The organism is Flavobacterium sp. AJR (assembly GCF_002156885.1).
Lineage (GTDB): Bacteria > Bacteroidota > Bacteroidia > Flavobacteriales > Flavobacteriaceae > Flavobacterium.
The window spans coordinates 40,554-52,629 of the sequence record NZ_NCWQ01000072.1; the positions used below are offsets into that span (position 1 = coordinate 40,554).

Genomic DNA, 12,076 nt, shown 5'->3' on the forward strand with positions numbered 1-12,076 from the left:
CTTTGTCGTTTTGTGTCTTTGTTACTTTTTTATTTAGGTTTGGAGTGGCAAAGATACAAAGGCTAAAACCTTTGTTGCTTTGTACCTCTGTACCTCTGTTACTTATTTATTTTAAAACTTTACTTTGACAAACGAAATCTGATTTTGGAATTGTAGTTTTTGCAATAGCATTAAAACCACCTTCAACTTCAGTGAAGTTTCTAAATCCGCGTGCTTGTAATATCGATGCAGCAATCATACTTCTATATCCACCAGCGCAATGCAAATAAAAATGCTCTTTTGGGTCGATATCTTTTACCCAGTCATTAATATAAGCCAAAGGTTTGTTGTAAGCATCTTCTATATGTTCGGCACTATACTCGGTTTCTTTACGAATGTCGATTACTTTGTTTTCTTCAACCTTAAATTCACTTGCAAATTGGTCAGGTGTAATTCTGTTCACCGTATCAATTTCGTAACCTGCATTTTTCCAGGCATCAAAACCACCTTCAAGATGTCCGATAATCGAATCAAAACCTACACGACTTAATCGGGTTACAGCTTCTTCTTCCAGTCCTTTTTCGGTTACTAATACAATAGGTTGTTTTACATCGGCAATTAAAGTACCAACCCAAGGAGCAAAATCACCGTTGATACCAATGTTCACCGATTGCGGAATAAATCCTTTGCTAAAATCGCCATTATTTCTAGTATCCAAAATCAAAGCACCAGTTTCTTCTACTACTGCTTCAAATTCGTCAACTTTTATAGTTTTCATTCCGTTATCTAAAACAGACTCAAAACTTTCATAACCACTTTTGTTCATAGCCACATTCATGCTAAAATAAGCAGGAGGAGGTAATAAACCATCAGTTACTTCGGTAATAAATTCAGCTTCGGTCATATTAGCACGCAAGGCATAATTGGTTGCTTTTTGGTTTCCAATTGTCGATACCGTTTCTTTACTCATGTTTTTACCACAAGCACTTCCTGCACCGTGAGCTGGATATACAATAACATCATCTGCCAAAGTCATTATTTTAGTTCGTAACGAATTAAATAATATGGCTGCTAATTGTTCTTGTGTCATCGAAGTGGCTTTTTGAGCTAAATCGGGACGACCAACATCTCCAATAAATAAAGTATCTCCAGAAAAAATCGCATAATCTTTTCCGCTTTCATCAATTAATAAATAAGTAGTGCTTTCCATGGTATGCCCAGGAGTATGCAACGCTTTTATTGTGATGTTTCCTAATTTAAACTCTTGTCCGTCGGTTGCAGAAACACAATCGAATCCACATTCGGCATTTGGACCATAAATAATCGGTGCACCAGTTTCTTTACTTAAATCAACGTGTCCTGAAACGAAATCGGCATGGAAATGTGTTTCGAAGATGTATTTTAATTTTACTTGGTCACGATTTAAACGGTCTAAGTAGGGTTGTATTTCTCTAAGTGGATCTATAATCGCAGCTTCGCCATTTGAAGTAATGTAATAGGCGCCCTGTGCTAAACATCCGGTATAAATTTGTTCAATTTTCATTGTTGTGTAATCTTAAATAATGTTTTACAAAGGTAACTTTGTTTTTTTGGAAAATAAGTGACTAATGTTACAGAATTTTTTTTGAGCTAAAAAAAAGAAAAATTGAACTGTATGAGTGATATAAGTAAATAGTAGTCAGCCTATTTATATAAAAGTTAAATTAACTTAGATCACTTATAATCTAAAAAAAAATAATGGTAGGGTAGTTAAGTAAGTAATTCACCATATAAGTGATATAAGTAAATGTAAGTTAAGCTATTTGAGTGAAACTTAAATGGGCTTAAATGACTTAAATGGTTTAAAAAAATAATGGAATAGTGTTTAAGTAAGTAATGCTTGTTTTTAGTTGTGTGATTTTTATGTAATTAGTGTTTTAGCTGTTTTTGAACTAACTAAAAATTTTTATAAAGGCAAGGTGATAAAGTTTTTTTTATGTCATTAAATGTTACATTTAATAGGTAAATTTGCGAAACCTCATAATAAAATAAAATACGCTAGTATGGAAGAAATGCTTTTTTATGACCGAATGCAATTCGCATTTACAATAACTTTTCACTACCTCTTTCCGCAACTTACAATGGGACTTTCCTTAATCATTGTATATTTTAAATGGAAATATTTAAAAACTCAAAACGAACAATACAATCATGCCACTCATTTTTGGATGAGAATCTTCGCGTTGAATTTTGCAATGGGTGTTGTTACGGGAATTCCGATGGAGTTTCAGTTTGGAACCAATTGGGCTAAGTTCTCGGAATTAACTGGTGGAATTATTGGGCAAACTCTTGCCATGGAAGGGATGTTTTCCTTTTTCTTAGAATCATCGTTTCTTGGAATATTTTTATTTGGAGAAAAACTACTCGGACATAAATGGCATTTTGTTACTGGATTATTGATATGCATTGGTTCGTGGGCTAGTGGGTTTTTAATTATTGCTACACATTCGTGGATGCAAAATCCTGTAGGATATGAAATTCTTGAAAACGGAAGATTTGTATTAACCAATTTTCAAGCTTTGTTCCTTAATCCTTGGTTGTGGCCTTCATATTTACACAATCAGGCAGCTTCGATGGTAACAAGTTCATTTGTTGTTGCAGGAATTGGTGCTTTTTATATTTTGAGTAAAAAGAATTTGACTTACGGGAAACTATTCGTGAAAACGGGTGTTATCTTCGGATTGATTTCGTGTGTAATTGTTGCAGTTCCTACAGGTGATTTACTGGCTAAAAATGTGGTAAAATACCAGCCTGTAACTTTTGCAGCTATGGAAGGAATTTTTCATACTGAGAAAAAAGGTTCTGAAATTGTTCTTATCGGTCAGCCTGATGTAAAAGATAAAAAACTAGATAATAAAATAGCCGTTCCTAATATATTGAGTTTCTTAACTTACGGAAGCTGGCATGAAGAAATAAAAGGATTAGATCAGTTTGACGAAAGTGTTCATCCTACTAATATATCTGGATTGTATTATGCTTATCATATTATGGTAGGATTAGGGACAATTTTTATAGGATTGATGGCTATGGCAGTTTTGCAACTTTGCCGAAAAAAACTATTCGAAACCAAATGGATTTTATGGTCGCTGCTTTTTATGCTTCCGTTTCCTTATATCGCCAATACTACAGGATGGTACACTGCCGAATTAGGACGTCAGCCGTGGTTGGTTTATAATTTATTACGCACTGCCGAGGGTGCTTCGCCAACGGTTTCCTCAGGGAATACATTATTTACATTATTAGGATTTATAGGATTGTATCTTTTATTGGGCATGTTGTTTTTGCTTATGGTTGGAAAAATCATCAATAAAGGACCTCACACAGAAAAAATATAATTATGGAGTTTTTTTGGTACGTAGTTTTAATGGGAATTCTAGCTGTTTACATTGTGTTAGACGGTTATGATTTTGGTGCAGGAATTATTCATTTATTTTTTGCTAAAACAGAAAAAGATAAAAAAGCAATAACTAGTGCGATTGGTCCTTTTTGGGATGCCAATGAGGTATGGATTATTGCAGCGGGGGGGGTATTATTTTTTGCTTTCCCGATTTTATATGCGTCATCATTCAGTGGGTTTTATTTGCCATTGATTATGATTTTATGGTTGCTTATTTTTAGAGCAATCGGACTAGAAATGCGTGGACAGATTCATCACCCGATGTGGGAAGTAATTTGGGATAAAGCATTCGGAATCGCGAGTTTACTATTGGCTTTATTCTTTGGGATTGCTTTAGGGAATATTGTTCGTGGTGTGAATCTAGGTATGGTTGTAAATGGTGTATCGACTCAGGAAGCTCATTTTTTCTTTTTGCCTTTATGGAATCCGACTTTTAGTCCGCAAGCCCATGAATTAGGGATTATCGATTGGTTTACGTTGTTTTTGGGGATTGTAAGTGTTGTAGCACTTACGATTCATGGCGCAAACTGGATTATTTTTAAAACTAATTCTTCATTAAATGAAAAGCTTAAAAAGGTAGTTTTTAGACTCAATATCGTATTACTGATTTTGGTATTTATATCCTTGCAAATCTGGCATTTTATTGAGCCAAAACCTTTTCATAATTTTATTGAAACTCCAATACTTTGGATATTCCCATTAATTACCTTTATTGGGATTGTAGGATTGTTTAAGGTGCGCACGTACAAAAAAGACGGAATGGGGTTTGTGTTTTCAACATTGTTTCTTGTGGGAGGTTTTGCTTCTACAGCAGTTTCAATTTTCCCGAATGTTTTACCATCTACTAACAATGTAAATCCTTCATTAACGATTTATAATACGGCTGCTCATGAATACGGATTAGAGGCTGGAATGAGTTGGTTTTTTATCGCCTTGGCTCTAGTTATTGTATATTTTATTATTCAATACCGGGTTTTTAGTGGTAAAATGGATGATATTGGATATGGGGAACATTAAGTTTTTAGCCACGGATTTCACAAATTAATTATATGATTAGCAGTTAATTTTCTGCCACAGATTATATGATTTAAAAGGATTTTAATCTTTGTCAAAGTTCTTTTTACTTTGACAAAGATGGCTTTAGATATAGCAACACGATAGTGCGGATTTTTAATTCGTGCCCACAATCTAAATCAGAAAATAGTGCTTTGGTTGGAACGGGCATAGATTAAAAATCCGCGCTATTTTTGTGTTGAAAGTTGTTTTTTTAAAGTTTTATAAAATCAAAAATTATTATCTCTATGGTTGCGTTAGGGATAGGAGCGTTATCCTTTTTATTTTTTTCTAATAAAAAGATATAGCGGATAGCCCGACCGAAGGGAACGCCCAAAATATAATTCTAAATAATAATTTTAGTTATTTAGTTTCGAACGAATTATTTTAATAAATGAAATACATAATTACGCTGTTTTTTTTCTTTTTCGGATGTATTAATAGTTTTGCATGTGATTGCGATATTCCGAAAGCTATATTAGAGTTTTATTCTTCAAAAGAGGTGTTTACCGGAAGAATTATAAAAAAGACATTTGATAAAGATTCTTCTAATTATACGATCACATTTGAGGTTCTGAAAAGTTATAAAAATGAGAATATTCCAAATGAATTGTCATTTACCTTTAGATACAAAAAAAAAGGTGCTCAAAATTCTTGTTATTGGGAAGCTTTTGTAAATGAGGAATGGGTTGTATATGCCTCTGAAAGGAATGGGAAATTAGTGTTTGAAAAAAACTGCTCTAATTCGGCTTCATTGAAATGGACTAATAATGTTGTTCCCAATGAGAAGATGCTGGAAAATGGGAATAAATTTAAAATTGATGACTTTATTTATCAATTCGAAAGTGATTTTAATCTCCCTAATCCGATTTCTAACATTGATTCTATTTTTAAAACAGGGAAGCTTAAAGATTATGGAAATAAACATGCTTTATTGGGATTGTATATAGATAAAAACGGAAAATTAATTTCTCTTTTTACAGGTATAGATCTGGTAAACTCGGAAGGTGAGTTTAAGTATGATTCTATATATGGTTTGCAAAGGGAATTAAAAATTAAAAAGAAACGCCCATATACGGAATTTGAAAAAGATGCAATTGACTTAGCTATGTCAGTTAAAGACTGGGAAATAAAGCGCCATAATAGTACTAAGATTCCTGTTAGCCATATTCGGTATCTGAAAATTGAGTTTGATAATAAAGAAATGAAATGGAAATATGAGTTATAATCTTTGTCAAAGTAAAAAGAACTTTGACAAAGATTACTCTACGATGTCTTTTAGAAAATCAATGAATGAATCTGAGTATTTTTCGAATTCCCATTTTCCATTTCCGTGCATACTTGTATAGATTGGTGCATCATTGTTTGTGATGTTTGTAATATCAATACAATATGGGTCAGCACCAGCGTCGGCTATTACAATATAATTTGATGGCCAATCTTCGAGAATTTCGTTTGTTATTGAGTTGAAAGAATAACCATTTTGAGATTTGATTAAATCATCGGCTCCATATAAATTTAATCCCTGAAAGAATTTTTCATCGTCGATAAAAACTCTGATAGGAGAATAGTTTTTAAGAAACAGCAAATAATTCTCGGGTAGTTTCCACTTTTTTTCTATTTCAGCAATTTTGTTTTCGTCGGCAATTGCAAGCCAATCAGTTGGGTTTGATAAATCTTGTTGTTTGTTTCTTTCTATTTCTAGTTTATAGTTTAGTTTAGAAACTGCTTTCTCTAGTTCTGTTTTTGGATTTTTTAGTGTGGGATGAATTTGAGGTTCTTTATGGCCTGAGCCTTGGTTATATCCTTTGCTTTGCCAATCTAATAATTCGTCAATCCTAAAGTTTTCAATTTTCCAATAGCCAGGATCTTTTGGTAAATCACGGTCAAAAGGTTGCTTGCTGTGTATTGCAATACTTTTGATTGCTTTTGCACGAACTTCTGTTGGTAAGCTTTCGTTTTGAGCTAACTCAATGAGAGTTTTATATGCTTTTATTCCTTTTGTTTTTATAAGTCCGTCGATTCCCCAATAGGTAAGTTCTGGTTTTGTAATTGTCCACTCGAAGAAGTCACTATAATTTGTTTCATCTTCTAGTACAAGGTCAATAATATCAGTCAACAAGAAATTTCTCCAATGCAGCATTTTGCCATCTTTTGAATATTGGATTAAAATTTCGATAACTTTTTCTCTGTCTGTAGTGGAGAAACTTTTTATTAGTTTGTCTTTTATTTTAGAAAATTTACTTCCGTCATCTTCTGTAAATAAACTTTCTTCGAAGTGTTTGATTGTTTTTGCCATAAGGTTGATTCGTAATGAATATCATTATTCTAAACGTACTAAAATAAAAACCTCAATTCTACTTTTGCTTAGTGAATTATGCGGTTTTAATCTTTGTCAAAGTAAAAAAAAACTTTGACAAAGATTGGCTTAAACTTAAAATCTTAAAAGAAAACTTCCTTTGTAATAATATAAAATCCCATTATTAGTACAAACCAACCAAACATTGGTTTTAGTTTAGTTCCGTCGATTTTTTTAGAGAGTTGTGTTCCTATGAGCATTCCTAAAAGTGCGATTCCAGAAATTTCTAATAAGAAGATATAGTTTACTGGAGTTCCGATATATAAATCTCCTCCAAAACCTATAGATGAATTAATGAATATAATAAGCAATGATGTTCCTACGGCTTGCTTCATAGGTAAATTGGCAAAAAATATTAGCGCTGGAATAATTAAAAATCCACCGCCAGCACCTAGAAATCCTGTTACAATACCCACAACAAAACCGATTATACTTAGTTGGGTGTAGTTTGTTGTTGTAGGTTTTAGTTCGGCTTTGTTTTTTCTAATCATAGAGATTGCAGCTGCTATCATTAATACAGAAAAAATAAGCATGATTAAAAAGTCTTTGGAAACGGTATAGGAAGCAACAGAGAATAATGTTGATGCGATTTGAGGGAAAATTACTTCTCGTATAATCAAAATAGAAACTACCGATGGAATAGCAAAATACAATGCCGATTTCAGTTTAAGATTCCCCATTTTGTAATGGCTATAACTACCAAATAAAGCAGTGATTCCGACTATAAACAATGAATAAGTTGTTGCTTGCTCTGGATTTATCTTAAATAAATAAACTAAAATAGGAATAGTAAGGATTGAGCCTCCTCCGCCAATTAAGCCTAACGAAAGTCCTATAATAATTGAAGCAAAATAACCTAAATATTCCATTGATGTTTTTTTTTGATACAAAGGTTGTTCCTTAAAACGTAAGGCACAGTAACATTTATCACATTGGGTTTATTAAATGCGAATTTCGTTTCAACGTTAAAAAATATTTACCATTAAGAGATTAAGAAAAATTAAGGTTTAGTGTATTTAAACTTAGTAAATACACTTAGATCTATTTGCTATTACTTTTCATTATCACATTAGGCGGAGTAAAAATGTTTATTCAAGTTCTCGACTCCGCTCGAACTGACAATAGAAGATATTTCATTTTAAATTTTAAAATTAAGTTCAAACCTTAATTTTTCTTAATCTCTTAATGGTAAAAAAATGTTTTAAATGTTTTTTTTAAATAAGCGCAATACATTTATCACACAAGATTTGCTATTAGTTTCAACGTTAAAAAATATTACCATTAAGAAATTAAGTTCCATTAAATTCAAACTTTAATTTTTCTTAATCTCTTAATGGTTAAAAAAATCAAACATTCTATTTTAAAAGTTCAATTTGGTTTCGGTTTAGTTTTACCAAACCACGTTGTTCCATTTTTTTTAATAAGCGCGATATTACTTCTCGTGAGGTATTAAGTTCTGTAGCAATTTCCTGATGTGATACTTTTAATTCGGTGCAACCACAAGCGTCTTTATGACGTTTTAGATAAAATTCTAATCGTTCATCCATAGAACGGAAAGCAATACTATCGACAACTTCTAAGACTTCTTCAAAACGACTTCTATAGGTTTCAATCACAAATTCGTACCAAGTACGGTGTTCCATCATCCATTTATCCATTAAGTTTAACGGAATCATGACTACCGAAACATCTTCGACTACTTTTGCCATTATCTGACTTTTCTCGCTCTTGGTTGCGCAAATCATCGATATGGCACAAGCTTGACCTGGTTGTAAATAATACATGAAAAATTCGCCACCATCTTCGCCTTCACGGTAAATTTTGATTTTACCTTTGGTTATTAAAACAGTGTTTTTTATGTATTGTCCAGTTCGCATTAAAATAGTTCCTGCTTCAGAATCCTGCATAGTAGCATTAGTTTCGATAGCTGAAATTAATTCGTTGGAAAAGTTCGGAAAGATATTTTTTAAAGGAGTTTGCATTGACGTTGTTTTTTGTACTAATTAGTAATGGTTTTATTCATTAAAATCAGCGCTTTCGATATAATAGGTATTGATGATTTTTTGAAAAGATTCTAATTTTATATTTTCGGATTTAATGATTTTTCCGTTTTTATAAATATGATATTCTCCGTTATTAGATGGTTTTTCAGTCCATAAAATTCCGTTTTTTATTTTTCCTGATTCATCTGTAATTAGATAAGCAGTTGTATTTGTTGCTGATTCAGCATTTATTTTGTCTCGATATTTACTCATATAAATTCTGTAAATAGCATCTTCTTTAGAGAAAAAATCGGCAATTTGATTAAAAATGGAGTCAACAGTTACATTGTTTTCTGATGTTTTTAAGAAGAGAAATAACTTATAGCTTTTTTCGAAATCATCTCCATGGGCATCAGCCATATTGTTTTTATAGAGATAGCTGGTTTTTTCATTATCATATATTCTATTCGAAATTTTGCTTTTTGCGGGTAAGTTGTTGATGTTAAAATCGATTACTTCGAGATAGAAAATTTGTTTGTCTTTATAAATAAATTCGCTAACCTTCTTTTTATCTTTTACATATATTTTAATAATAGCATCTTTCTCGTTTAAATTTTTAACCACAATTGTATCATTCTCTTTGGTAAAGAAAAAGGAGTTATAGTAGCTATTGGCATAAATTTGTACCGCAAAACTTTCGAGTTTATCATTATTATATTTTTTAATAATTTCTCCACTTTCAATCTTAATTTCTTCGGTTCTCAGATTATTTTTTTCGTTCTGTGCTGTAACAGATAAACCGCAAAATAAAAGTATTGTTATTATTAATTTCATTTTAATGTGCTAATTATGAGTAGGAAAGTTTTTGTAATAAAATCCAAATTTTGGTAACTTAATTACAAAGATAACCGATTATTATGGTATTAATTATATAGAGTTTATGTTTAAATGCCAATTTACTCAAATAATAATATCCTATTTTCTATGGGTTTTGTAGACTGTATTTTTGAAAATTATTTGTAGAAAACAGAATTCATTGATTATTATATCTTTGCTAAAACGTTTTCTACGAATTATAATATAAATCACAAATAGTAGGTTTATAGTTTGCCAAAAACGTTGTAATTTTACCTAAAAATACGATATCATGAATTTATCACAAGAAGATTGGGTAGCTCAATTTGAAGCTGACGAAAATGCAGTTATACTTGATGTAAGAACTGAAGACGAATACAATGATGGCTATATAGAAAATGCTCTTAATATTGATATCAATAAAGGACAGGCTTTTATTTATGAGCTAGAGGAGTTAGATAAAAATAAAAATTATTATGTGTACTGTCGTTCTGGAGCCAGAAGTGCAAAAGCGTGCCAAATAATGAATGAGATGGGGTTTAATAACGCCTATAATTTATTAGGAGGTATACTGGACTGGGATGGAGAAACAGTAACACCATAAAAATAAGAAGAGGCGCGTGCCTCTTTTTTATTTTCTAAAAACTAAATAACCAAAAAACAAAACAACCAAATAATGAGTTTTATACCAGAGGAATACCAAATAAATACTCCATTGGTACAGGATACCTATCTTGTAAACGGAGAGTTAAAAAAATGGACAGGGCAAACTACACCTGTTTTTTCTACCATATCATCTACCGAAAAATATACGCCTACTTTATTAGGATCTATTCCTTTTATGGGAGAAGCCGAAGCGATGGAAGTTGTAGAGTCTGCAACTGCCGCTTATAATAAAGGACAAGGTTTATGGCCTACAATGAAAGTTGTGGATCGTATAAAATGTATGGAGAATTTTGTTTCCCAGATGAAAGCCACCCGTACCGAAGTTGTAAAATTATTGATGTGGGAAATCGGGAAATCATTAGGAGATTCAGAGAAAGAATTTGACAGAACTGTAGAGTATATTTACGATACTATCGAAAGCTATAAAGAGTTAAATACTAGTGGAGCAAGTTTTACCAAAGTACAAGGTATAAACGCTATGGTACGTAGAGGCCCTCTAGGAGTTGTATTATGTCTTGGACCATACAATTATCCATTAAACGAAACATTTTCATTACTTATTCCGGCATTGATTATGGGTAATCCTGTAATCTTTAAACCAGCTAAACACGGTGTTTTGTTATTATCACCTTTATTAGAAGCCTTTAGAAGTAGTTTCCCGAGCGGAGCAATTAATATTGTATATGGTAGAGGTAGAGAAGTAGCATCGCCAATAATGAAATCTGGAAAAGTCGATATCCTGGCTTTGATCGGAAATAGTAAATCGGCAATTGCGCTGCAAGATCAGCACCCGAATAAAAACAGATTACGTTTGGTATTAGGATTAGAAGCAAAAAATCCTGCGATAATTTTACCAGATGCCGATTTAGATTTGGCTATTCAGGAATGTATCGTTGGAACATTATCTTTTAACGGACAACGTTGTACTGCACTAAAGATTTTATATGTGCATGAATCTATTGCCGAAGAATTTAATAAACGCTTTGCAGCAAAAGTAGATTCGTTGATTTTCGGGAATCCATGGGATAAATCAGTTTCGCTTACGCCACTTCCAGAGCCAGAAAAACCACATTATATTCATGAATTAATTCATGATGCAACTAGTAAAGGAGCTAAAGTAATTAATGAAAAGGGAGGATTACGCACGGATAATTATATATTTCCAGCGGTTTTATTTCCTATAAATAAAAAAATGCGTGTATATCACGAAGAACAATTTGGACCAGTTGTACCTATCTTGACCTTTAAGGATATTCAAGAACCGTTAAATGATATGGCTGAGTCTAATTACGGACAACAAGTAAGTTTGTTTGGTAAAGACATCAAAACGATTGCACCACTTATAGATACTTTGGTAAATTTAGTGTGCAGGGTAAACCTGAATAGTTCTTGCCAGAGAGGACCAGACGTTTTCCCATTTACTGGTCGTAAAGATTCGGCTGTAGGAACCTTAAGTATTCACGATGCATTGCGTTCGTTTTCTATTAGAACATTCGTAGCATCAAAAGATAATGATTACAATAATGCCATTTTGCAAGAATTATTAAATAGTAAAGAATCGAATTTTATAAATACCGATTATATCTTGTAGTAGCTATTTTTTAATGTTTAAAGCCGTCTTAATCCATTTGGAGTAAGGCGGTTTTTTTATTTTATATAAAGAGACTTAGTTTTAATTGTAGTATTTTTGCTTCAAATTATTATTTAGAATTACAAAAAATACCATGAAAAATTTTACGTTCCTTT

10 protein-coding genes are annotated in these 12,076 nt (G+C 32.1%); 5 read left to right on the forward strand and 5 right to left on the reverse strand.

Going from position 1 to position 12,076, the window contains the following annotated elements; genetic code table 11:
- Positions 1–106: 106 nt before the first annotated feature.
- The gene (locus B8T70_RS18010) at positions 107–1,522 is read right to left on the reverse strand and encodes a rhodanese-like domain-containing protein (protein WP_086895738.1); all 1,416 of its coding nucleotides are present in this window, start codon (positions 1,520–1,522) and stop codon (positions 107–109) included.
- Positions 1,523–2,021: 499 nt separating this feature from the next.
- Between B8T70_RS18010 and B8T70_RS18015 the strand changes: the two genes are divergently transcribed.
- The 3 genes from B8T70_RS18015 to B8T70_RS18025 all read left to right on the forward strand — a co-directional run bounded on the left by B8T70_RS18015 (position 2,022) and on the right by B8T70_RS18025 (position 5,696).
- Entirely contained in the window at positions 2,022–3,353 is a 1,332-nt protein-coding gene (locus B8T70_RS18015) for a cytochrome ubiquinol oxidase subunit I (RefSeq protein WP_039117822.1), read from the forward strand.
- A gap of 2 nt (positions 3,354–3,355) precedes the next feature.
- Complete coding sequence (gene cydB, locus B8T70_RS18020) at positions 3,356–4,432, forward strand: cytochrome d ubiquinol oxidase subunit II (protein ID WP_039117821.1); 1,077 nt, start codon at positions 3,356–3,358, stop codon at positions 4,430–4,432.
- Positions 4,433–4,862: 430 nt separating this feature from the next.
- A complete protein-coding gene (locus tag B8T70_RS18025) occupies positions 4,863–5,696 on the forward strand; it encodes a hypothetical protein (RefSeq protein ID WP_086895739.1) in 834 nt (277 codons plus the stop codon).
- A 33-nt stretch (positions 5,697–5,729) separates the two neighbouring features.
- On the opposite strand, the gene B8T70_RS18030 is transcribed toward B8T70_RS18025, so the two are convergent.
- The 4 genes from B8T70_RS18030 to B8T70_RS18045 form a co-directional block, all read right to left on the reverse strand.
- Positions 5,730–6,767, reverse strand: coding sequence for an SMI1/KNR4 family protein (locus B8T70_RS18030; RefSeq protein WP_086895740.1), 1,038 nt, complete (start codon positions 6,765–6,767; stop codon positions 5,730–5,732).
- Positions 6,768–6,910: 143 nt separating this feature from the next.
- On the reverse strand, positions 6,911–7,696 hold the full coding sequence (locus B8T70_RS18035; RefSeq protein WP_039117818.1) for a sulfite exporter TauE/SafE family protein: 786 nt from the start codon (positions 7,694–7,696) through the stop codon (positions 6,911–6,913).
- 486 nt (positions 7,697–8,182) lie between these two features.
- Complete coding sequence (locus B8T70_RS18040; protein ID WP_086895741.1) at positions 8,183–8,809, reverse strand: Crp/Fnr family transcriptional regulator; 627 nt, start codon at positions 8,807–8,809, stop codon at positions 8,183–8,185.
- 33 nt (positions 8,810–8,842) lie between these two features.
- Positions 8,843–9,643: a hypothetical protein gene (locus tag B8T70_RS18045; protein ID WP_086895742.1), complete on the reverse strand. Its 801-nt coding sequence runs from the start codon at positions 9,641–9,643 to the stop codon at positions 8,843–8,845.
- 313 nt (positions 9,644–9,956) lie between these two features.
- On the opposite strand from B8T70_RS18045, the gene B8T70_RS18050 reads away from it, so the two are divergent.
- Both B8T70_RS18050 and B8T70_RS18055 read left to right on the forward strand, forming a co-directional pair.
- Entirely contained in the window at positions 9,957–10,268 is a 312-nt protein-coding gene (locus B8T70_RS18050) for a rhodanese-like domain-containing protein (protein WP_039117816.1), read from the forward strand.
- Between the two features lie 72 nt (positions 10,269–10,340).
- The gene (locus B8T70_RS18055) at positions 10,341–11,921 is read left to right on the forward strand and encodes an NADP-dependent glyceraldehyde-3-phosphate dehydrogenase (RefSeq protein WP_086895743.1); all 1,581 of its coding nucleotides are present in this window, start codon (positions 10,341–10,343) and stop codon (positions 11,919–11,921) included.
- The last annotated feature ends 155 nt before the right edge of the window (positions 11,922–12,076 follow it).

Bases quoted from the DNA above. Each gene is read 5' to 3' on its own strand.
- B8T70_RS18050 (WP_039117816.1), top strand. From the start codon at position 9,957: ATGAATTTATCACAAGAAGATTGGGTAGCTCAATTTGAAGCTGACGAA.
- B8T70_RS18025 (WP_086895739.1), top strand. From the start codon at position 4,863: ATGAAATACATAATTACGCTGTTTTTTTTCTTTTTCGGATGTATTAAT.
- B8T70_RS18040 (WP_086895741.1), bottom strand. From the start codon at position 8,809: ATGCAAACTCCTTTAAAAAATATCTTTCCGAACTTTTCCAACGAATTA.
- B8T70_RS18035 (WP_039117818.1), bottom strand. From the start codon at position 7,696: ATGGAATATTTAGGTTATTTTGCTTCAATTATTATAGGACTTTCGTTA.
- cydB (WP_039117821.1), top strand. From the start codon at position 3,356: ATGGAGTTTTTTTGGTACGTAGTTTTAATGGGAATTCTAGCTGTTTAC.
- B8T70_RS18055 (WP_086895743.1), top strand. From the start codon at position 10,341: ATGAGTTTTATACCAGAGGAATACCAAATAAATACTCCATTGGTACAG.
- B8T70_RS18030 (WP_086895740.1), bottom strand. From the start codon at position 6,767: ATGGCAAAAACAATCAAACACTTCGAAGAAAGTTTATTTACAGAAGAT.
- B8T70_RS18045 (WP_086895742.1), bottom strand. From the start codon at position 9,643: ATGAAATTAATAATAACAATACTTTTATTTTGCGGTTTATCTGTTACA.
- B8T70_RS18010 (WP_086895738.1), bottom strand. From the start codon at position 1,522: ATGAAAATTGAACAAATTTATACCGGATGTTTAGCACAGGGCGCCTAT.
- B8T70_RS18015 (WP_039117822.1), top strand. From the start codon at position 2,022: ATGGAAGAAATGCTTTTTTATGACCGAATGCAATTCGCATTTACAATA.